General features: G+C 57.0%; 21 protein-coding genes. 13 read left to right on the forward strand and 8 right to left on the reverse strand.

Annotated features, from left to right (window positions below; all coding sequences use genetic code 11):
- Positions 1-14 precede the first annotated feature (14 nt).
- Together ACR0A1_RS08965 and ACR0A1_RS08970 are read right to left on the reverse strand one after the other, a co-directional pair.
- Positions 15-575: a tetratricopeptide repeat protein gene (locus ACR0A1_RS08965; protein WP_170594629.1), complete on the reverse strand. Its 561-nt coding sequence runs from the start codon at positions 573-575 to the stop codon at positions 15-17.
- Between the two features lie 40 nt (positions 576-615).
- Positions 616-1,092, reverse strand: a complete 477-nt coding sequence (locus ACR0A1_RS08970; RefSeq protein WP_170401672.1) for a winged helix-turn-helix transcriptional regulator — start codon at positions 1,090-1,092, stop codon at positions 616-618.
- A 103-nt stretch (positions 1,093-1,195) separates the two neighbouring features.
- On the opposite strand from ACR0A1_RS08970, the gene putA reads away from it, so the two are divergent.
- Together putA and ACR0A1_RS08980 are read left to right on the forward strand one after the other, a co-directional pair.
- Positions 1,196-4,594, forward strand: a complete 3,399-nt coding sequence (gene putA, locus ACR0A1_RS08975) for a bifunctional proline dehydrogenase/L-glutamate gamma-semialdehyde dehydrogenase PutA (protein WP_480867139.1) — start codon at positions 1,196-1,198, stop codon at positions 4,592-4,594.
- Positions 4,595-4,636: 42 nt separating this feature from the next.
- Positions 4,637-5,380, forward strand: coding sequence for a rhomboid family intramembrane serine protease (locus ACR0A1_RS08980; RefSeq protein WP_170732976.1), 744 nt, complete (start codon positions 4,637-4,639; stop codon positions 5,378-5,380).
- A 7-nt stretch (positions 5,381-5,387) separates the two neighbouring features.
- Here ACR0A1_RS08980 and ACR0A1_RS08985 read toward each other — a convergent pair whose 3' ends face one another.
- The gene (locus ACR0A1_RS08985) at positions 5,388-6,209 is read right to left on the reverse strand and encodes an IclR family transcriptional regulator (RefSeq protein ID WP_170625223.1); all 822 of its coding nucleotides are present in this window, start codon (positions 6,207-6,209) and stop codon (positions 5,388-5,390) included.
- Positions 6,210-6,411: 202 nt separating this feature from the next.
- Between ACR0A1_RS08985 and bhcA the strand changes: the two genes are divergently transcribed.
- The 4 genes from bhcA to bhcD all read left to right on the forward strand — a co-directional run bounded on the left by bhcA (position 6,412) and on the right by bhcD (position 10,798).
- The gene (bhcA, locus tag ACR0A1_RS08990; protein ID WP_480867142.1) at positions 6,412-7,602 is read left to right on the forward strand and encodes an L-aspartate--glyoxylate aminotransferase BhcA; all 1,191 of its coding nucleotides are present in this window, start codon (positions 6,412-6,414) and stop codon (positions 7,600-7,602) included.
- An 11-nt stretch (positions 7,603-7,613) separates the two neighbouring features.
- On the forward strand, positions 7,614-8,585 hold the full coding sequence (bhcB, locus tag ACR0A1_RS08995) for a beta-hydroxyaspartate dehydratase BhcB (RefSeq protein ID WP_480867144.1): 972 nt from the start codon (positions 7,614-7,616) through the stop codon (positions 8,583-8,585).
- An 11-nt stretch (positions 8,586-8,596) separates the two neighbouring features.
- Entirely contained in the window at positions 8,597-9,760 is a 1,164-nt protein-coding gene (gene bhcC / locus ACR0A1_RS09000) for a 3-hydroxy-D-aspartate aldolase BhcC (protein WP_480867146.1), read from the forward strand.
- Between the two features lie 72 nt (positions 9,761-9,832).
- Positions 9,833-10,798, forward strand: coding sequence for an iminosuccinate reductase BhcD (gene bhcD, locus ACR0A1_RS09005; RefSeq protein ID WP_480867148.1), 966 nt, complete (start codon positions 9,833-9,835; stop codon positions 10,796-10,798).
- A 59-nt stretch (positions 10,799-10,857) separates the two neighbouring features.
- Here bhcD and ACR0A1_RS09010 read toward each other — a convergent pair whose 3' ends face one another.
- The gene (locus ACR0A1_RS09010; protein WP_170392295.1) at positions 10,858-11,643 is read right to left on the reverse strand and encodes an inositol monophosphatase family protein; all 786 of its coding nucleotides are present in this window, start codon (positions 11,641-11,643) and stop codon (positions 10,858-10,860) included.
- A gap of 215 nt (positions 11,644-11,858) precedes the next feature.
- On the opposite strand from ACR0A1_RS09010, the gene ACR0A1_RS09015 reads away from it, so the two are divergent.
- Positions 11,859-12,218 carry a hypothetical protein gene (locus ACR0A1_RS09015; RefSeq protein ID WP_170420658.1) on the forward strand — a complete coding sequence of 120 codons (360 nt, stop codon included), beginning with the start codon at positions 11,859-11,861 and terminating at the stop codon, positions 12,216-12,218.
- A gap of 71 nt (positions 12,219-12,289) precedes the next feature.
- Here the strand turns inward: ACR0A1_RS09015 and ACR0A1_RS09020 are convergent, their stop codons facing one another.
- Complete coding sequence (locus ACR0A1_RS09020) at positions 12,290-13,195, reverse strand: LysR family transcriptional regulator (RefSeq protein ID WP_170420656.1); 906 nt, start codon at positions 13,193-13,195, stop codon at positions 12,290-12,292.
- A gap of 94 nt (positions 13,196-13,289) precedes the next feature.
- Between ACR0A1_RS09020 and metF the strand changes: the two genes are divergently transcribed.
- Together metF and ACR0A1_RS09030 are read left to right on the forward strand one after the other, a co-directional pair.
- Positions 13,290-14,156, forward strand: coding sequence for a methylenetetrahydrofolate reductase [NAD(P)H] (metF, locus tag ACR0A1_RS09025; RefSeq protein ID WP_170401700.1), 867 nt, complete (start codon positions 13,290-13,292; stop codon positions 14,154-14,156).
- 203 nt (positions 14,157-14,359) lie between these two features.
- On the forward strand, positions 14,360-15,022 hold the full coding sequence (locus tag ACR0A1_RS09030) for a J domain-containing protein (RefSeq protein ID WP_170401705.1): 663 nt from the start codon (positions 14,360-14,362) through the stop codon (positions 15,020-15,022).
- Positions 15,023-15,083: 61 nt separating this feature from the next.
- On the opposite strand, the gene ACR0A1_RS09035 is transcribed toward ACR0A1_RS09030, so the two are convergent.
- Entirely contained in the window at positions 15,084-15,602 is a 519-nt protein-coding gene (locus tag ACR0A1_RS09035) for a YHS domain-containing (seleno)protein (protein ID WP_170401708.1), read from the reverse strand.
- 242 nt (positions 15,603-15,844) lie between these two features.
- On the opposite strand from ACR0A1_RS09035, the gene yghU reads away from it, so the two are divergent.
- Positions 15,845-16,720 (forward strand): glutathione-dependent disulfide-bond oxidoreductase, encoded by an 876-nt coding sequence (gene yghU / locus ACR0A1_RS09040; protein ID WP_170625217.1) that lies wholly within the window; start codon positions 15,845-15,847, stop codon positions 16,718-16,720.
- A 9-nt stretch (positions 16,721-16,729) separates the two neighbouring features.
- Here yghU and ACR0A1_RS09045 read toward each other — a convergent pair whose 3' ends face one another.
- Both ACR0A1_RS09045 and ACR0A1_RS09050 read right to left on the reverse strand, forming a co-directional pair.
- Entirely contained in the window at positions 16,730-17,518 is a 789-nt protein-coding gene (locus tag ACR0A1_RS09045; RefSeq protein ID WP_480867151.1) for an SseB family protein, read from the reverse strand.
- A complete protein-coding gene (locus tag ACR0A1_RS09050; RefSeq protein ID WP_480867153.1) occupies positions 17,511-18,098 on the reverse strand; it encodes a uracil-DNA glycosylase family protein in 588 nt (195 codons plus the stop codon). The genes ACR0A1_RS09045 and ACR0A1_RS09050 overlap by 8 nt, the downstream gene beginning before the upstream one ends.
- A 208-nt stretch (positions 18,099-18,306) precedes the next feature.
- Here ACR0A1_RS09050 and ACR0A1_RS09055 point away from each other — a divergent pair, with 208 nt between their 5' ends.
- The 3 genes from ACR0A1_RS09055 to kdsA are packed head-to-tail and all read left to right on the forward strand — an operon-like array spanning position 18,307 to position 21,369.
- Complete coding sequence (locus ACR0A1_RS09055; protein WP_170392311.1) at positions 18,307-18,966, forward strand: ABC transporter ATP-binding protein; 660 nt, start codon at positions 18,307-18,309, stop codon at positions 18,964-18,966.
- Entirely contained in the window at positions 18,944-20,530 is a 1,587-nt protein-coding gene (locus tag ACR0A1_RS09060; RefSeq protein WP_480867155.1) for a KpsE/RkpR family capsule polysaccharide export protein, read from the forward strand. The genes ACR0A1_RS09055 and ACR0A1_RS09060 overlap by 23 nt, the downstream gene beginning before the upstream one ends.
- A gap of 5 nt (positions 20,531-20,535) precedes the next feature.
- Positions 20,536-21,369, forward strand: coding sequence for a 3-deoxy-8-phosphooctulonate synthase (gene kdsA, locus ACR0A1_RS09065; protein ID WP_170564054.1), 834 nt, complete (start codon positions 20,536-20,538; stop codon positions 21,367-21,369).
- Positions 21,370-21,371 lie beyond the last annotated feature (2 nt).

Below are 21,371 nucleotides of genomic sequence, written 5' to 3' on the forward strand. Positions count from 1 at the left end.
TTTTTCGTCTCAATTCAAATATCCTCACCCGGTGGATCAAGCAACCCGCCCGGCGCAAGCAAGGCACGCTCTGAAAGCCACGGGTTCAGTTCGAGTGCATGGTTCAGCGCCGTACGCGCTTCGTCCAGCCGCTTGAGACCCAACAGCGATAATGCCCGCCCGCTAAGCGCCGCTACATGGTTCGGGGACAGCTCAATGGCCCGATCCAGATCGATCAGGGCCGCACCGTAATCCTGCTGCAAATAGTTGACGAATGCCCGCTGATTGTACCCCTCGGCATAATCCGGGCAATAAGTGACCAGAGCGTTAAACTCGGCCAGCGCACCGGTCAAATCCCAAGACTCGCGCAGAGACATCCCGCGATCCAACAGGGTTTGAGATCGGGCGTCCGGCGCATCGGTCCAGAGTTGCCACATCCGTCCCGAAATGCCCCGCGCCTCGCGCTCAGACGACGCGGTTTGGGCTTGCGCAATCAGGGCGTCGACGCCAGAAATATGATCCGGCGCAACCGGGCAATCTGCAGAAGCCTGAGCGGCAGAACCAGCGAGTATGGCAACGATGAGTACGTTTTTCATCCTCTCTAACCTGATCCATCAGTCGTTTAGGTCAACTGCTTTATAGCGGAGCCAGCAACCCGGTTTCTTTCACCGCCTCCATCGCAACGAAGGTGGAGGTGTTGGCAACATGCGGCAGGGATGAGATTTTCTCGGCTAGCACCGTGCGGTATTCCGTCATCGATCGGGTCCGGATTTTAAGCAGATAGTCAAAGTTGGACGCGATCATATGAGCCTGTTCAATCTCAGCAACTCTGCGCACCGCTGCATTGAACTCGGCCAGTGCTTTTTCACGAGTATCTGTGAGACGCACCTCGACAAAGGCCACATGGTCAAGGCCCAGACGGATCGGGTCCAACATGGCGCGATAGCCTGTGATGATCCCGTCAGCCTCAAGCCGCTTGAGCCGCGCCTGTGTCGGCGATTTTGACAAGCCGATCCTGCGCGCAAGGTCCGTCACTGAGATGCGGCCATCTTCAGCTAATGCCGTAAGGATCGCACGGTCAAAGCGATCAAGGCTGGACAAGTCGTTTTGCATGATCAGGCTCCTATATTTCAGTCAATTCGACCAGAATTTGAGAAAATTCGGTCCATTCTCCTGACTATAGGCGGTTATATTAGGCAAAAGCCCCGGAGTACACATGTCACACAGCCTACGCACCAAAATCGACACCCAAACTTATGCCGACCAGTCCACTGTACTGGACGCGCTGATCTCTCAGGCCAAGCTGTCAGAGGCCGACCGAACGGCCATTTGCGAGGCTGCAGCACAGCTGGTTCGCGACATCCGCTCAAGCACGTCGCCTGGCATGATGGAAGTGTTTCTGGCTGAATACGGCCTATCCACTGATGAAGGCGTTGCGCTTATGTGTTTGGCCGAAGCGCTGTTGCGTGTGCCAGATGCGGATACCATTGACGCACTGATCGAAGACAAGATCGCCCCGTCAGACTGGGGAAAACATCTGGGACAATCATCCTCGTCACTGGTGAACGCGTCGACATGGGCGTTGATGCTAACAGGCCGGGTCCTGGACGAAGACAAATCCTCGCCCGTCGGCGCGCTGCGCGGGGCCATCAAGCGGCTGGGTGAACCAGTGATCCGCACCGCCGTTGGTCGTGCGATGAAAGAAATGGGGCGTCAGTTCGTTTTGGGCGAAACCATTCAATCCGCCATGAAGCGCGCCAAAGGAATGGAAGATAAGGGCTATACCTACTCGTACGACATGCTGGGCGAGGCGGCACGGACCGAGGCCGATGCTGCCCGCTATCACCTGTCTTACTCGCGCGCGATCGCCGCTATTGCCGAGGCCTGCACCCATAAAGACATTCGCGAAAATCCGGGCATCTCGGTCAAGCTGTCGGCCCTGCACCCCCGTTATGAGCTGGCACAGGAACAACGGGTGATGGACGAACTGGTGCCCCGGCTGCGCGCGCTGGCTTTGCTGGCCAAGGCGGCGGGCATGGGACTGAACGTTGACGCGGAAGAGGCAGATCGCCTGTCGCTCTCGCTGCAGGTGATCGAAGAAGTTATGGCAGAGCCTGCACTGGCCGGTTGGGACGGGTTCGGCATCGTCGTGCAAGCCTACGGCCCACGCGCCGGGTTGGTGCTGGATACGCTCTATGAGATGGCCCAGCGGCACGACCGCAAGCTGATGGTACGGCTGGTCAAGGGCGCTTATTGGGATACCGAGATCAAGCGCGCGCAAGTCGAGGGCGTCGATGGTTTTCCGGTCTTCACCGATAAGGCGGCGACGGATGTGTCCTATATCGCCAACGCCCGCAAACTGCTGGGAATGACCGACCGTATCTATCCGCAATTTGCCACGCATAACGCCCATACGGTCAGCGCCATCCTACATATGGCGGACGGCCAGCCATTCGAATTCCAGCGCCTGCACGGGATGGGTGAGACCCTGCATCAGATCGTGCGCAACAAGCGGACCTCGCGCTGCCGTATCTATGCTCCGGTCGGCGCGCATCGGGATCTGTTGGCCTATCTGGTACGTCGCCTTCTGGAAAACGGGGCAAATTCCTCGTTCGTCAATCAGATCGTTGATGAGGAAGTCGCCCCAGAAACCGTTGCCGCAGATCCGTTCGTGGCCGTTCAAACACCTGGCAAACCGCTGCCAACCGGGCCTGAGTTGTTCGCACCGGAACGCCCAAACTCGAAAGGCTTTGATCTGCACCATACGCCGACGCTGGACCAGATTGACATCGCACGCGACGCCTTCCGCGCCCATCATTGGTACGCCCGCCCCTTATTGTCGGATGATGCACAGCCTTTGGCAGACACTCCCGTGATCAATCCTGCGCAACCGCAGGATCGCCCCGGTTCGGTTGCTGCGGCCAGCCCCGAAGACGTGGAACTGGCGTTGGCCAGCGCTTGCCCATGGCAGGCCTCAGCCGAGAAGCGCGCTGACATTCTAAATAAAGCAGCCGATCTCTACGAAGCGCATTTTGGAGAGCTGTTTGCCCTGCTCGCCCGCGAAGCCGGAAAATCTGTGCCCGATGCAGTTGCCGAGCTGCGCGAAGCGGTTGATTTCCTGCGCTACTACGCCGCCAATATTCCTGCCGCCAAACCCGCCGGAATATTCACCTGCATCAGCCCGTGGAACTTCCCTCTGGCGATCTTCACCGGGCAGATATCGGCTGCGTTGGCCACTGGCAATGCCGTGCTGGCAGCACCTGCCCCGCAAACGCCACTGATCGCCCATCGCGCAGTTCAGCTGATGCACGAAGCAGGTGTTCCACGCGATGCGATGCAACTGCTTCCGGGTGGGCCGAAAGTGGGCGCGGCGTTGACGTCGGATGAACGCGTCTCGGGCGTGGCCTTTACCGGCTCGACCGCGACCGCGTTGAAAATCCGATCCGCCATGGCACAGCATATGCGTCCGGGCACGCCATTGATCGCCGAGACCGGCGGCCTGAACGCGATGATCGTAGACAGCACCGCGTTGCCGGAACAAGCCGTGCAGTCGATTATCGAAAGCGCGTTCCAATCGGCAGGCCAGCGGTGCTCGGCCCTGCGCTGCCTCTATCTGCAAGAGGACATTGCCGAGGACGTTCTGACCATGTTGCAAGGGGCGATGGACGCTTTGCATGTGGGCGATCCTTGGCTGATATCAACTGATTGCGGCCCGGTCATTGACGAGCAAGCCCGGCAAATCATCGCGGACCACGTGGCCCAGGCCCGTTCAGAAGGACGGGTACTGAAGGAGATGACAACGCCTCCTGAGGGTACATTTATCGCACCGACCCTGATCGAGATACCCGGTATCTCGGCGCTAGAGCGCGAGGTGTTCGGTCCGGTTCTGCATGTCGTCCGGTTCAAGGCGCAAGATATCGACAAGGTCATTGCGGATATCAATGCCACGGGATACGGCCTGACTTTCGGCCTGCACACGCGGATCGACGACCGGGTGCAGCATGTGACCGAGGCGATCCATGCCGGTAATATCTACGTCAACCGCAACCAGATCGGCGCAATCGTCGGCTCGCAACCCTTCGGTGGCGAAGGTCTGTCCGGCACCGGCCCCAAGGCGGGCGGTCCGAACTATATGGCACGGTTCTGCGCGCCTGATCGGCAGAATGCTTCGGGACGCTGGGACAGTTCGGCTGAACCAGGTGCGTCCGAAGGGCAACCTGCAACGCCCAGCACCCAATCGCTGCCTGGCCCCACCGGTGAATCGAACCGCCTGACCGAATATTCCCGCTCCCCGCTTTTGTGCATGGGTCCGGGGGACGAGGCCGCCAAGGCTCAGGCGGATGCGGTCAAAGCGTTGGGCGGCACAGCGATCCGTATGACGGGCATGCTGGATCTGCACCGGCTTGAAAACCTGACCGGTTTCTCGGGCGTTCTGTGGTGGGGCGACGACGACTCTGCCCGCCATATCGAGCAGCATTTGGCCCGGCGCGATGGCCCGATCATCCCGCTGATCCCCGGGCAGCCCGACCGTGCGCGGGTGCTGGGGGAACGCCATGTCTGTGTCGACACCACCGCCGCCGGAGGCAACGCCGCCCTTCTGGGAGGTGCGGCATAACCGGACCTTGACGCTGGGCGGCGAAAAGCCCAGCGTCGCGCCATGTTTCCGATCCGAGACCATAACCCTTCGGGGCGTACTCCGTTTGTTGTTTATGCCCTTATGGCTGCGAACATACTGATCTTCCTCAGCTATGTGGGTGTCATGGAGAATGCGCGGCTGATCAATCAGCTTTATATTGACTACGCGGTCATTCCTGCCCGGATAACTGACGGCTATGGGTTCGAGACACTCGTGACGTCAATGTTCCTGCATGGGGGCTGGATGCATCTGGCGGGAAACATGCTGTTTCTGTGGATATTCGGCGACAACCTCGAAGACGAAATGGGGCATGTGCTGTTTCTCGTGTTCTATCTGCTGGCAGGAATCGGAGCGGGGCTGATTCACGTCATTTCGGCACCGGATTCGGTGGTGCCAACAATTGGCGCGTCCGGAGCGATCGCCGGTGTCATGGGCGGCTATCTTCTGCTTTTCCCAAAAGCGCGCGTGGATATCTTGTTGATTCTGATCGTCTATATCCGGATCTTTACCATCCCGGCCTTTATCATGCTGGGTGTCTGGCTGGGCCTGCAATTCCTTGGCAGCCTGGCCAGCAATCCCGATGAAGGTGGCGTTGCCTATTGGGCGCATACCGGAGGGTTCTTTGTTGGGCTGATCCTGTGCATCCCCCTATGGCTCAGGCGCGGAGGGACTGGGTTCTGGAACCGCACCCACGGCCATCCACCGCATCCGGAACACAAGTACAAACTCTCGCAATCACGCATCCCCAGAGTGCCGCGCAAATAATCAAGCGTCAGCTCTTGGGTAGCCTACCGCCGCTCAGGTGGGTGATCTCTTGCGCCGCGCGCATGACCAGATCGCCCAACTCGGGCGCGTGTTCTCGGCTGAACCTTACGGTGGGTCCGGATACCGAGATACCGGCGCAAGGCTCAGCCCTGTCATTGAAGATGGCCGCACCAATGCAAGACATACCTTCATACCGTTCTTCGTGATCGTAAGACCAACCTCGGGTACGAGTTTCAGCCAGATCTGCATACAGGCCCGAAGCGGGCAACTTCGTATTTTCAGTGAAAGCAACCGGATCAACCCGGCCCAGAACTTTGCCTAAACTCTCTTCGCTCAACGCAGCGAGAATAGCCTTTCCTGTACCGGACGCATACATGGGCGTCCGCGCACCGGGTGGAAAGAAGGCCCGGATGGGGTTCTGAGTTTCGACCTGCCCGACAAAGACCACCTCTGCTCCATCGGGTACGGCCAGATTTGCGGTCTCACCGCTGTCTTGCATCAGACGCCGCAGGATCGGCCTGCCGATTTCCAGAACGCTCTTGCGCCGCAGAAAAGACGCACCGGTCCGATAGGCTTCGATTCCGACCAGCCATTCCTGCCGTTCCTCATCAAAAGATACGAACCCGTGTTTTTGCAGTGTCACCAGAATGCGATGCGTGGTGGCTGTCGGAACATCAACCTCGCGGGCAAGATCGCTCAGCGCGACGCGCTCTAGCCGGGCAACAGTGGTCAGTACGCCCAGCGCCCGATCCAATGATTGCATGGTCCCGGCCGAACTTTCTTTAAACAGCGATTTGGGTCTGCCGCGCGGCCGCTTTTGCGTTTCCATTTCTCACCTGACCTTCGGATTCCCCCCGAAAACTCGAACCAATTTTTTTGGCCCGGAATTCTCAGAGATCATTTTGATAAACTGAATTCCTATCCGTTTCAGCACCTTATCAATTTAACAGATAAAATGAAAATATTTTTCAAGAAAATTGCAACAAGCAACCGTTCAAGCGACACTTGGGCCCAAAGCAGAGGATTGAGTTATGTCGCATCAAAACCCGGTCTTTATCCCAGGCCCAACCAATATTCCTGATCGTTTGCGCCTTGCCATGCAGGTTCAGACGCAAGACCACCGCGCCCCGGACTTCGTTGAAACCTTCGCCCCGGTACTGGAGGATACAAAACAGGTCTTTGGAACCACCGAAGGCCAGATCGTCACTTTTCCAGCCAGCGGAACGGGCGGTTGGGAGGCAGCTATTACAAATACGCTCAGCCCCGGTGACAAGGTTCTTGTCGCCCGCTACGGCGTCTTCAGCCATCGCTGGATCGATCTGTGCGAAAGACACGGGTTGGACGTTCAGATTGTTGAATGCCCATGGGGAGCAGGCGCGCCAGCCGACAGGTTCGAGGCCATCCTGTCCGCGGATAAAACGCATGAAATCAAGGCCGTATTGGTGACGCATAACGAAACCGCGACAGGTGTGCGTTCCGATATCAGCGCTGTGCGCAATGCGATGGATGCGGCACATCACCCGGCCATGATGTTTGTGGATTGCGTGAGCTCTCTGGCCTCAATGCCGTTCGAGTTTGACCGGTGGGGCGTGGATATTGCGGTCTCGGGGTCGCAAAAGGGGTTCATGCTGGCCACCGGCATGGCAATCCTATGCGTTAGCCCCAAGGCACTGGCGTCGATAGAGACCGCGCAACTGCCACGCACCTTCTTTGATTTCCGTGATATGATGTCGGCAAATGCGTCTGGCGGCTTTCCCTATACTCCGCCGCTGCAGCTGATCTACGGCATGCGCGAAAGCCTTAAGATGTTGTTCGAGGAAGGGTTGGACAATGTGTATGCCCGCCACACTCGCCTTGCCGAAGGTGTGCGCCACGCGACTGTGGCCTGGGGCCTGAAGTTGGTCGCACAATCTCCTGACCTCTACTCGGACACCGTCAGCGCCATTTTTGTGCCCGAAGGTTTCGACAGCAACGAACTGACTGACCATGCCTTCAACACCTATGGGGTATCCTTCGGCATTGGTCTGGGTGAGTTGAATGGCAAAGCGTTCCGTATTGGCCACTTGGGCAGCCTGACCGATGTTATGGTCCTGTCGGGGCTGGCCACGGTCGAGATGGCCATGGCCGATCTGAACTACCCAGTGAAGCTTGGGAGCGGGGTTGCTGCGGCGCAGGAATTCTATCGCGCCAGCTCAACCAGCCACGCAAAAGCCGCAGCTTAGGAAGGACAGTCATGTTGGATCAAATCCCCGTCGCCGAACTGACCTATGCCGACGTACAGGCTGCGCACGAAAGGATCGGGCCGCACATCCGACGCACACCGGTAATGACCTCGGACTATCTGAATGAATTGACCGGCGCACAGCTGTTCTTCAAATGCGAGAACTTTCAGGAAGCAGGTGCATTCAAAGTGCGCGGTGCCAGTAATGCGGTCTTCGGCCTAAGCGATGAAATGGCGACCAAGGGTGTCTGCACCCACTCAAGCGGGAACCACGCCCTGTCGCTGTCATATGCGGCTGGTCGCCGGGGCATTCCATGCAATGTGGTGATGCCGCGCACCGCGCCGCAGGCCAAGAAAGACGCGGTACGACGCTTTGGTGGTACGATCACTGAATGTGAGCCATCCACCTCTTCCCGCGAGGCAACGTTTGCCGAGGTGCAGGCCCGAACAGGCGGAGAGTTCGTGCACCCGTACAACGACCCTCGTGTTATCACTGGTCAGGCCACATGTTCGGCTGAATTGCTTGAGCAGACCGATGGCCTGGATGCAGTGATTGCGCCAATCGGCGGTGGCGGGATGGTCTCAGGCACCTGTCTGACGGTCTCGAACCTTGCACCAGGAACCGCGATCTATGCGGCTGAGCCTGAGCAGGCGGACGATGCGTACCGTTCCTTCAAAGCGGGTCATATCATTGCGGACGATGCCCCCAAAACGGTGGCGGACGGGCTGTTGGTGCCGCTCAAGGAAAACACTTGGCACTTTGTGTCGAACAATGTGACCGACATCTTCACCGCGTCCGAGCAAGAGATCATCGACGCAATGAAACTCACCTGGAAATACTTGCGCGTGGTGATGGAGCCGTCATCGGCGGTCCCGCTGGCCACCATTCTCAAGAACCCCAACACGTTCCGGGGCAAACGCGTCGGCGTCATCATCACCGGCGGCAACGTGGATCTGGATAAGCTGCCCTGGCTGAAAGGGTAAGGAGAAACAGGATGAACAAACCCATGAATATCGATCAATTCGAAGTTGGCTATGACATCCCTGCCGCGATCGGCATGGATGAATCCGAAATCCAGACGCCTTGCCTGATCCTTGATCTGGACGCGCTCGAGCGTAACATCAAGAAGATGGGCGACTATGCCAAGGCGCATGGGATGCGGCACCGGGTGCATGGCAAAATGCACAAATCCGTGGACGTCGCGAAATTGCAGGAACAACTGGGCGGCGCAGTCGGCGTCTGCTGCCAAAAGGTGTCTGAGGCCGAGGTATTTGCGCGCGGCGGCATCAAAGACATTCTGGTCTCGAACCAAGTGCGGGACCCGGCCAAGATCGACCGACTGGCGCGCCTGCCGAAGCTTGGTGCACGCACAATCGTTTGCGTCGACGATGTGGACAACGTCGCTGACCTGTCTGCTGCTGCCGCTGAGCATGGCACTGAATTGGAGGTTTTTGTCGAGATCGACTGCGGCGCGGGCCGCTGTGGTGTCACCACGACCCCCGCCGTGATCGAAATCGCCAAGGCTGTTGAGGCCGCCCCCAACCTGAAATTTACCGGCATTCAGGCCTATCAAGGCGCGATGCAGCATCTGGATACGTATGAGGCGCGCAAAGAAAAACTGGATACCGCAATCGCCATGGTCAAGGATGCCGTCGACGGATTGAAGGCTGAAGGGATCGAATGCGAGCTGGTTTCGGGCGGCGGTACGGGGTCTTATTACTTCGAAAGCAACTCGGGCGTTTATAACGAGCTGCAGTGCGGCTCTTATGCCTTCATGGATGCTGATTACGGTCGGATTCTGGACAAGGACGGTCAACGGATCGATCAGGGTGAATGGGAAAACGCCTTGTTCATTCTGACCAGCGTGATGAGCCACGCCAAAGCGGACAAGGCAATCTGCGATGCGGGCCTGAAGGCGCAATCCGTCGATAGCGGCCTGCCCTTCATCTTTGGGCGGGACGATGTGGAATACCTGAAGTGTTCGGACGAACACGGCGTGATTGGCGACCCGGATGGAGTGTTGAAGGTTAACGACAAGCTGCGGCTGGTGCCCGGCCACTGTGACCCGACCTGCAACGTTCATGACTGGTACGTCGGTGTGCGCGGCGGCAAGGTTGAAGCGCTTTGGCCGGTCTCTGCCCGTGGCAAGGCCTATTGAATTACAGATGAATGCAAGGGCGGACGTTTAGCACCGCCCTTACTAATGCCATCAAAAAGAAAGACAAACGCGATGATCATCGTTCCTGAAAAGGAAATCGGCGCTCTGTTAGGCCGACAGGAAAGCTATACTGCGGTTGAGCAAGTGTTTGCCGCGATGGCGGCTGGGGATGCCTACAACTTCCCGGTCGTGCGCGAGGCCATAGGTCATGCGGATGCGCTCTATGGATTCAAGGGCGGGTTTGATCGCGCGGGCATGAACCTTGGCCTGAAAGCAGGCGGGTATTGGCCAAACAATCTGGAAACGCACGGGCTGATCAATCACCAATCCACCGTGTTTTTGTTTGATCCAGATACGGGTCGCGTTCGGGCCATCGTTGGGGGCAACCTGCTGACCGCGCTGCGCACGGCTGCAGCCTCGTCGGTTTCGATCAACCATTTGGCACGCAAGGATGCCAAGGTGATCGGAATGGTTGGCGCCGGGCATCAGGCGACATTCCAATTGCGCGCGGCATTGGAACAGCGGGACTTTGAGAAAGTCATAGGCTGGAACTTGCATCCAGAAATGCTGCCAAATCTCGAAAAGGTCGCGGCTGAAGCGGGGCTGCCTTTTGAGGCTGTGGATCTGCCCGGCATGGCGCAGGCGGACGTGATTGTCACCATCACCTCCTCCTTCGCGCCAACACTGATGTCCGAGCACGTCTCCGACGGCACACACATCGCATGTATGGGCACTGATACCGTCGGCAAACAAGAGGTTGCCACAGACCTGATCGCCCGCGCAAGCGTCTTTACCGACGAGGTCGCGCAGGCCGTGACATTGGGTGAAAGCCAGCATGCCGTGGCTGCCGGAATGAAAGCCGAAGGCGATATCCGGCAGATCGGAGAGGTCATCAACGGCACCCATTCCGGGCGTGTGTCCGAGGCTGAGGTGACCGTGTTCGACGGTACTGGCGTGGGGCTGCAAGATCTTGCGGTGGCCAGCGCGGCAGTTGATCTGGCGGTCCAGCAAGGGATCGCGATCGAGGTCGACTTCTAAACCAAAACGCGCGCCCGGACCGGACGCGCGTACCATGATCAAATGACCGGGGTTGAATATCAGCCCCGAATTACCTTTGCGAAATTGTCAAAGATCGGTTCATTGGCGCAGATCACTTCGCCATCCTCAAGCACGCTGCCTTCGGGGTTCAGCGCCTGAACAAAGCCGCCCGCCTCTTTCACGATGATGATGCCTGCGGCCAGATCCCAGGCGTTCAGGCGACGCTCCCAAAAGCCTTCGTAACGACCGGCGGCCACATAGGCCATGTCCAGCGCGGCAGCACCCCAGCGACGAACACCAGCACAGGCAGGCATCAGACGGGCGAGGTCCTGCAAGGTCGCAGGCAGATCCGAACGGCCACCGAATGGCAGACCTGTCGCGAAGATCGACTCGATCATGCGATGGCGGCCCGACACACGGATGCGCATGTCGTTCATCCACGCACCTTCGCCTTTTTCAGCAAAGAACATCTCATCCTTGGCAGGGTCATAGATCACACCCGAAACGATCTTGCCCTTATGTTCCAACGCGATTGAAACGGCCCAGTGCGGCAGCCCGTGCAGGAAGTTGGTTGTCCCATCCAGCGGGTCGACGATCCAGCGACGAGTCGGGTCTTCGCCGTCAATCGCGCCGCCCTCTTCGGCCAGCCAACCATAGGTCGGACGGGCACCCAGCAATTCCTCTTTCAGGATGGCTTCGGCCGCGATATCGGCCTTCGACACAAAGTCGCCCGCACCTTTCATCGACACCTGCAGGTTCTCGACTTCACGAAAATCCTTGACCAGAGAACGCCCCGCCTTACGCGCGGCCTTGATCATGATGTTGAGATTTGCACTGCCAACCATTTTCCAAAGGCTCCTGTCCAGTCAAGCCGCGCGTATACTGGGGCAACGCGCCCTTGCCAAGAGGAATGATGTTCAATGTGAAATTGGACACTGACAGCTATTCGTCGTTAGGCAATTGTTGATCCGCGCTGGAGGTCGAATCGCTCTGGTCCGTCTGCCAGCCCGCACATTGAACTCGCACAAATCACTGTGATGCAATTCTAAGGAGATCTCATATGGCTACGTATCACGAGTTTCCCCAAAGAGAAATTGACCAACTTATCGAAACTGGGCGCGCCAATTTTGATGAACAAAACATAGCAGCGCGTTCATCAAAGGACGCAGTGCTTGGTGCTTCTCCGCTCATTGTAGGTGAAGTCTGCATTTCGGTAACCGTCGAAGATGGAAAAGTTTGTCTGAAAATTCCAATTGTGGACATTGAGGAATGCTTCAAAGTGCCGGGCTGGATTCCCGATGGGACGGTAGTGAAAGCTTGTTTAAAGATTTGCTTTATTGGCCCTGTACCCAGCGGAGTATGCGTTCTGGTAACCGCGCTTGACAAGGAGGTCTTTCGACGGTGCTACGGAGCTTGCTAGTAAAATTGAAGCCGTGTTGTTGAAGAGTTTTCTGGCTTGGTTTAACAAGTTAATTCCATGCATGCTGCAGGCTACTGTGCCTGCAGCTTGTGTGCTTCGGCTCGTGCGAGTTCTACCAACTCTTGTACAAAGGGCTTTTCAAGGTCGTCGCAACGCACTGCAGCGTATAGTCCGCGGGTAACGCCCTGCTTGGTCAGAGGACGTGTGACATAATCAGAGTTGTACTTCACTTCGCGCACCACCCAATCGGGCAGAACTGAGATGCCCCGGTTCGAGGCGACCAACAACAATATTACTGCGGTCAGTTCGACCTGCCGGACCGAGGCCGGCTCGACCCGGGCCGGGATCAGCAACTGACTGAAAACATCCAACCGGGTTCGTTCGACCGGGTAGGTAATCAGTGTCTGACCTCGGAAATCTTCAGCTTCGATATAGGGCTTTTCAGCCAATGGATGCGAAGACGCCGCGACAAATACGGCCTGGTAGTCAAAGAGTTCGACAAATTCGACACCCGGCAGATCTTCGGGGTCTGAGGACACCACCAGATCAACCTCTTCCTTCTGCAAGGCGGGCAACGCGTCGAATGCAAGGCCCGGGCGGATATCCACATCAACGTCTGACCAGGATTTACGGAAAGCTTCAAGCACCGGAAACAGCCACTCGAAACAAGCGTGACATTCGATCGCAATGTGCATCCGACCGGTGCGACCGTCGCGCAGCGATGAAAACTCATCCTGCATCGCCTCGACCTGAGGCAGAATTTGTTCAGCGAGACGCAGCAGCCGCAAACCAGCTGCCGACAACTTCATCGGCTTGGATCGACGTAAAAACAGCTCGACCCCGGCCTGATCTTCCAACCCCTTGATCTGGTGACTTAGTGCGGATTGCGTGATGTTTAGCTGATCAGCTGCACGCGCAAGCCCACCGCATTCGTGGATGGCTTTGATCGTCCGTAAGTGGCGAAATTCGATATGCATTACTCACGCAACTCATGTTGTTGTTGAACAATATGAGTTTGTCTCACAATGCATCTGATGGCACAAGGGCATAAATGACAGCTACGAGGCCACCATGACCAAGCCTGAGATTTCATTCGAGTTCTTCCCGCCGCAGACTCTGGAGGCCTCGTTTCGCCTTTGGGATACGGTTCAGACCTTGGCGCCGCTGAACCCACGGTTTGTATCGGTGACCTATGGTGCTGGTGGTACAACACGTGAGTTGACGCGTGATGCAGTTGCAACCTTGCACAAATCCTCGGGGCTGCCTGTTGCTGCGCATCTGACCTGTGTCGATGCCTCGCGTCAGGAGACGCTTGAGATCGCAGACACATTCGCGCGCGCAGGCGTTCAGGATATCGTTGCCCTGCGTGGCGACCCCCCTAAAGGTCAAGACCGGTTCGCCCCCCACCCTGATGGATTCACCAACTCGGTAGAACTGATTTCTGCACTGGCCGAGACCGAGATGTTCAGCATCCGTGTCGGCGCCTATCCGGACAAACATCCAGAAGCACGCAATGCCCGCGCTGATGTGGATTGGTTAAAGGCCAAGCTGGATGCGGGCGCGGACGAGGCGTTGACCCAATTCTTCTTCGAGGCTGAAACCTTCTTCCGGTTTCGCGATGCCTGCGAAAAAGCGGGGATCGACAAGCCTATCGTACCGGGCATTCTTCCCATCGAGAACTGGAAGGGTGCGCGTAACTTTGCAAAACGCTGTGGCGCCCACATTCCCGACTGGATCGAGAACGCATTTGACAAAGCAATCCGGGACGATCGCGAAGATCTTCTTGCGACGGCGCTATGCACCGAACTCTGCTCGGACCTGATAGAAGGCGGCGTGGACAAACTGCATTTCTATACGCTCAACCGACCTGAGCTTACTCGGGATGTTTGCTTTGCCCTGGGCATTACACCCCAGACCGAATTGCAGAACGTCGCCTGATCCCACAGTTTTTGCGTTTGCCCTGTATCGCCGGGCATGGCAGTCGTCTGCCATGCTCATTTGCGACAACCGCTGCGCAGGCGACAATCTCGATATGCACCCGTCAACTGTTGCCCTACCTCAGTCTAATTCCTGAAAAAATTTGACAAAAATGTGATCAATGGCAATCTGACCCCGTTGTAGTTTTAATGAGTGTTTTGAGTATGAAGCCAGTGAGCAAGGTACAGGCTCGGGCCGAAGCGTTGCAGGTTCTTGGTCTGCCCCCAAATGCAAACGCAAACGAGATTCGTGAAGCCTGGCGCAAAATCGCGTTCCACGATCATCCTGATCATACCGACGGTGATTATTCCGGTTTTTCGGATGCTAAATCAGCCTATGATTTTTTGCGTAAAGAAGGGATGACACGCAAAAACGGTTTAGATTCTTCTACACCGCGCCGTCCTCGTCTGAAGAAACGCGTAATCGAACTGGCCGCAGATGAAATCAAAGCTTGTCACGATCTGTTAAAACCCGAACGCGCGCTGAAGGATTTATCGGAACTAGGTGAACCGGACGCCGCCAAAAGCGCCCGCGAATCTTCGGACCATGTTCCTGATGCAATCGGATGCTTCGGGCGCGATCTTACCTACTTCGTTGCATCGTCAGTCTGCGAAGGGTCTAACCGCGTTGCATTGCCAACCTCGGTCCTTTCCGGCTACCGCAAGTCAGAAACAGAGATTCTGACCTTTCGGTCCAAGGGCTCGGGCTCCGGTGAGATTGTCATTCCTGACCCGATACGCGAGAGGAAATTTCCCGGTGCCAAGAGTGTAACAATACGGTTCGAAGCGGATCAACACATGCGGGATATGTTCGAGTTGGCGGGGTGAGAGAACCCGCCAGCGAAAAAAGCCCGGCCTTAGTGGCCGGGCTTTCTTTCATTAATCGGAATCAGTTGGAAATCGGGCCTTCTGATGTGAATTTCGGGATCACGCTGGTCGAAGCGGCATCCCCTTCGATTCCGGGCCAGTTGCCTTCCGCCAGGTCGATGTTGGCCGGAACATCCTCTTCCCAGAAACCAACAACAACATCAGTGATGTTCAGATAGAGCTTGTCATCGACAATACGCCACAGATTTGGGTTGCCCGGAACCTTGCCGCCTTTCGACACGCCGTATGCACAATGGCCATCATATTGCGGTGCGTAAAAGGCCGGGTTTTCCAGAAACTTGTCACGGTTCTCTTCGGTCGCAAACGCCCAGGTAACACCATTATAGTCTGCGGTGATGTCGGCCCGACCGCGAACAGCCTCGGGTTGCGACTGGCCTACAGGAACCTGATCCAGGCTGCGGTAAGCAACAACGTCGTATCCCGATACGGCAAATCCGGTGCCATCAACATATTGTTCTCCGGCGAACGCGGGCACGGCAAAAGCCAGCGTCGCGGCAAGGGTCAGCGCAAAGCGTTTCATGTGATTGGTCCTCATGTCCTTACGGTTTCTGGTCACCCGAACTGCGGGTCTGGTCAAACAATAGGTAATTTTGGCCCGGCGCGAAGACCCCCTCGCGCCGCTGTGAAAACCAGAGGGGTTTTGTGAGGTGAACGAGGCGCAATGTTACAAATATCTCGCCACATCCGGGGTTGGACTTTGAGTTTTGCAATATTAGCTGTGAAGGCGGCGCGTTTTGGCCAAATGATGCAGAAAGGCAAAAGATGAGCGAACAATCCACTTACACACCCCCAAAGGTCTGGACTTGGGACAGCGAAAGCGGAGGACGCTTTGCCAATATAAACCGGCCCATAGCTGGTGCGACCCACGAAAAGGATCTTCCGGTCGGGAAGCACCCGCTTCAACTGTATTCGCTCGCCACCCCAAACGGCGTCAAGGTTACGGTCATGCTGGAGGAGCTTTTGGCATTGGGCCATTCCGGGGCCGAATACAATGCGTGGCTGATCAACATCGGTGAAGGTGATCAGTTCAGCTCGGGCTTTGTCGGGGCCAATCCTAACTCGAAGATACCGGCGCTGTGGGATCATTCAGGTGAAACACCTGTGCGCGTTTTCGAGAGCGCCTCCATCTTGCTGCATCTCGCTGAGAAATTCGGTGAGTTTCTGCCCGCCAGCGGTGCCGAGCGGACAGAAGTGATGAACTGGTTGTTCTGGCAAATGGGCAGCGCGCCATATCTGGGCGGTGGCTTTGGCCACTTCTACGCTTATGCGCCTGAGAAATGGCAATATCCGATCGACCGTTTCGCGATGGAGGCCAAACGCCAGTTGCATGTGCTGGAACTGGAACTTGCCGATAAGCCTTATATTGCAGGTCAGGACTATACGATCGCCGACATGGCGATCTGGCCGTGGTACGGGCAGCTTGTTCTGGGCCGTCTATACGATGCGGCAGAATTCCTGGATGTCGAAAGCTATGAAAACGTGATGCGGTGGGCCAAAGCCATCGATGCTCGCCCCGCCGTTCAGCGCGGCCGGATGGTCAATCGTGCGTTTGGAGAGCCGCATACGCAGTTGCACGAACGCCATGACGCCAGCGATTTTGAGACCCGCACGCAGGATAAACTGGAAGCGGCGGATTAACGTCCTGCGCTACTTCAATATTGGGGGCCGCTCGGGATCACTGCCCGGCGCGGCCCTTTCCATTTGGGGCGCTTGAGGCTGGGGCAAATCGAACCGCAGCCCAACCTTTGCCAAGGCAGAGGTAGCCGGATCCTGCACTTCAAAAAAGCCAACATCCAGCGCTCCGGCCTCGATCCCCGAAAAGGTCAATGCCTCGGATACGGCGCGTGCAAGCGCTGGCTGCGCGCCTTCGACCGCCGAAACAAAACCCAACAAATGACCCTGCCCCCCATCCTCGGTCCTTGTTCCAACCAGAAACGCCGCTGCAGCCAGACCTGCAGCCGTCGCCAACTTTGCATCAAGCGCGGTCAACAGAACATCTGGCAAACCGGAGGGCGGATAGAATTCGGCAAGTCGCTGCTTCACCTCCTTTGGACCATGCTGCAGCGTGTCAGACAACCAACCGAGCGCTTCAGCGGGGATCAACATCGACGACGGTGCAACATCAAGGTTCAGACCCAGCCCGACCCCCTGCCCCGACAACATCCCTGAAAGAACACGACCCGACAGAGCGACATAGGGGACCGGTCGACCCGCAAATGCAGCCATTCGTTCCTCAAGATCAAACACCAGAACAAAACGACCATCCGCCACATCGAACAGCTCGGGCGAAATGCTTTCATCCTTCGCTTCCTCGGTCAGCATCAGGAACAGCTCGCTATCGGCCAGTCTTTCGAAAAAGCGTAGTCGAGCGTTGTCGTCTTCCGGGGCCGCCTGCATGGAGTTATGTGCAGCATCCAAAGCTGTGGCTTCAGTCATTCAGAACCTCATTCACCCGTTTCTGTAGCACCGGCAACAGCTCGGCCTCGAACCAGGGGTTTTTCTTCAGCCAAGCCGTATTGCGCCAGGACGGGTGAGGCAAGGCAAAGACGCGCGGCGCATGGTCTCGCCAAAGACTAACAGTCTCGGTGACCGGTGTTTTCACGCCAAGATGATATTTATGGGCATGACCCCCGACGAGGATCGTCAACGGTACTTCTCCCAACGCAGCCATCACTTTGTCATGCCAGGTGCGCCCGCATATCGGCGGCGGAGGCAGGTCGGCCTTGCGCTCATTGTATCCGGGGAAGCAAAACGCCATCGGCACGATGGATACGCGCGAACGGTCATAAAATGCGTTCTCATCCAGTCCCAGCCAATCCCGCAACCGGTCACCCGAAGGGTCGGTGAAAGGCTTCCCTGAAGCATGGACGCGCGCGCCCGGTGCCTGACCTGCGATCAAAATGCGCGCACCGGGGCGAAACCAAACCACCGGGCGCGGCTGGTGCGCAGTCGCGGTCTGCGCGAACCTGTCCGCACACAAACAGCAGGCTTGGATGTCCTCAATCAGCGAATTCATCGGATCAACAGGCTTTTGCAATGTTCATCGATGAAGATAGGCATCATCTATCCTCGAGCCAATGAAACCGTCCTTGCAACACATCAATGTCATGAACGCGGATGCGCATTGATCATTTGTTTCATATTTCGACATAATGTGGCCAACATGGATCGGTAGCACACCGATCCTCAAACCGTCAAAACCCCGAGCGATCTGCAGGCCGCACATGCTGGAATTCGAAAATGTCAGCAAGTCTTTCTGGACCGGAACCCGCCGCAAGGTGATTCTGGATCGGGTCTCGTTCCGGGTCGAGCTTGGAACATCTCTTGGCGTGCTGGCCCCGAACGGAACCGGCAAGACCACGTTGATCAACATGATGGCAGGGCTGGAAAAGCCCGACGAAGGCGTGATTCGGCGCGACTGCCGCGTATCCTTCCCCATGGGCTTTGCAGGTGGTGTGGCCAAGCGCCTGTCCGCGCTGGAGAACGCACGCTATATCGCGAAGATCTACGGCATGGATCCCGACTATGTCGAAGCCTACTGCAAATGGCTGTGCAACTTGGGTGAGTATTTCGACCAGCCGCTGGGAACCTATTCGTCCGGAATGCGGGCCCGGTTTACATTTGCACTGATGCTGGCCCTGGATTTCGATATGTATCTGATCGATGAGGGGATGCCCTCGACAACCGATGTCGAGTTCAACAAGAAGGCGGGCGACATTCTGAAAGAGAAGCTGCGCACGACAACCTTGGTGATCGTATCGCACAACCCTTCGCTTCTTGAAAAATTCGCGCGGCAGGCTGCGGTATTGGTAGACGGCCAGCTTTACATGTTTGAAACCTTGGAAGAGGCAAAGCAGCTCTATGACTACCAAACCCAAGGCTAGGAAATACAATCCCGACCGCACGGCACACGGTTCTGGCACTGCCGAGGCACGCTCGGACGCCATTTCGCGCATCCGAAAGGCGACCCAAGGCACAGACTCGGCTGACGACACTCAGCAACCGGGCAACGAGTTGGATGCGATCAAACGCGAAGGTCTGACAGGGAGGCAATTGCGCGTCGCGCGGCGTCTGGCGCACAAGAACGGGCTGGCGGCGACGTCTGACTACGATGCGGTCCGGCTGTTACGAAAGAAAGGAATTGATCCGTTTCAGCGCACAAACCTGCTTGATCTGGCAGCTCCCGACAAAGGCAAGCCAACTGGTGATGACGCCGCGCAAGACAATATAAAGATTCACCTGCCGCAAACGACCAGGGACTCGCAGAGGAACCTGCCGGGGCCGGAACTCAGCCCGGCTGAACGCCGTGAATATGAAATCGGGCAGATTCAGAAAGACATCGCCCGCCGCCGACGCCGCAAGCTTGCCGGGTTATTCGCACGATTGACGGTGTTCGTATTCATTCCAACGTTCATCGTAGGCTACTATTTCTATCGCGTGGCGACGCCGATGTATGCCAGCGACTCGGTGTTTTCGATCCTGCAAGCGGATGGCGGCGGTGCCTCGTTCGGTGGATTTCTGGCGGGCACGCAGTTTGCGACGGCGCAGGATTCCGTGTCCACTCAGGAATTTCTGGAATCCAAGGATGCATTGGAACGGCTTGAGCGTGATGTCGGATTTACTGAGTTTTTTCGGCAGGATTGGATAGACCCGATCCAACGATTGCCGGCTGATGCGACGCTTGAAGAAACCTACAAGCTTTATAAGCGTATGATCACAATCGGATATGATCCTAGTGACGGCGTCATCCGAATGGAGGTCGCAGCGCCGAGCCCCGAGATAGCGGTCGATTTGTCCAGGCGGCTTATCTCTTACGCGGAAGAGACCATCAATGGTCTGACTGAATTGAAACGCGAAGACCAGATGCGCGATGCCTTGGCGAGTTTTGAGGCTGCGCAAGAGGCACGCAGACAGGCTCAGGAAGACCTGATCGAACTGCAGCTACAAGGTGCGATACTGGACCCGCAAAGTGTGATCGCCAGCCTGCGAGGAAGGATCGATCAGTTCGAATTCGAGCTGCAGGACAAAGAACTACAATTGGCCGCGCTTCTCGATAATACGCGCCCCAACCAAGCCAAGGTGGATGGTACACGGGCGGATATCGCGCGGCTGCAAGCGGTCCTTGATGAGTTGAATGCCGAGATGCTGGATGTGTCGGCGGGCGAAAATTCGCTGGCGCGTTTGAGCGTGCGAATCCAGATGGCTCAGGCCGATCTGGCGGCGCGTGACATGATGCTGCAAACGGCAATGCAGCAAATGGAAGCTACACGGACCGAGGCCAATCGAAAAGTGCGGTATCTGACCGTCTCGGTGAACCCGGTCGCCAGCCAGGAGCCCAGCTATCCGCGCAAGTTCGAAAATACGATTTTGGCATTCCTGTTATTTGCTGGTATCTACCTGATGATCTCGCTTACCGCGTCGGTCCTTCGTGAACAGGTATCCTCGTAAGACTCATGAAACATGTAAAAATAGCCGACCTGACGGTTGGCAACGACCTTCCGCTGACCATCATTGCCGGCCCTTGCCAGCTTGAAACCGCCGATCACGCCCAAATGATCGCCGGCACCATGAAAGAGGCATGCGACGCCGCAGGTGCGCAATATGTGTTCAAGGCCTCGTATGACAAAGCTAACCGGACCTCGCTGTCCGGCAAGCGCGGCATGGGCATTGATTCCGGGCTGCAGGTGCTGGAAGATATCCGCAAGACCATGGGCATACCGGTACTGACCGATGTCCATACCGAAGCGCAATGCGCGATTGCGGCTGAGGCCGTCGATATTCTGCAAATCCCTGCGTTTCTGTGTCGTCAGACGGACATGCTGCTGGCGGCGGGCAATACCGGCAAAGCGGTCAACGTAAAAAAAGGGCAGTTTCTTGCCCCGTGGGAAATGCCGAATATCGTCACTAAGATCGAAAGCACCGGCAATCAGAACATCCTGCTGACCGAGCGTGGAACTTCGTTTGGCTACAATACGCTGGTCGCGGACATGCGATCGCTGCCACAGATGGCGCAAACCGGATATCCGGTCGTCATGGACGCGACCCATTCGGTGCAACAGCCCGGCGGCCAAGGTGGTTCCTCGGGTGGACAGCGTGAGTTTGCGCCAGTGATGGCGCGCGCCGCTGTATCTCTGGGCGTCGGGGCTGTTTTCATAGAAACCCATCAGGATCCCGACACCGCCCCCTCAGATGGGCCGAACATGATCCCTTTGGATCAGATGGGCCATCTGGTTGACACATTGATGCGATTTGATGCGCTGGCCAAAGAAAACCCAATTCAGATTTAACG

This window comes from Ruegeria sp. D6 (genome assembly GCF_056534365.1).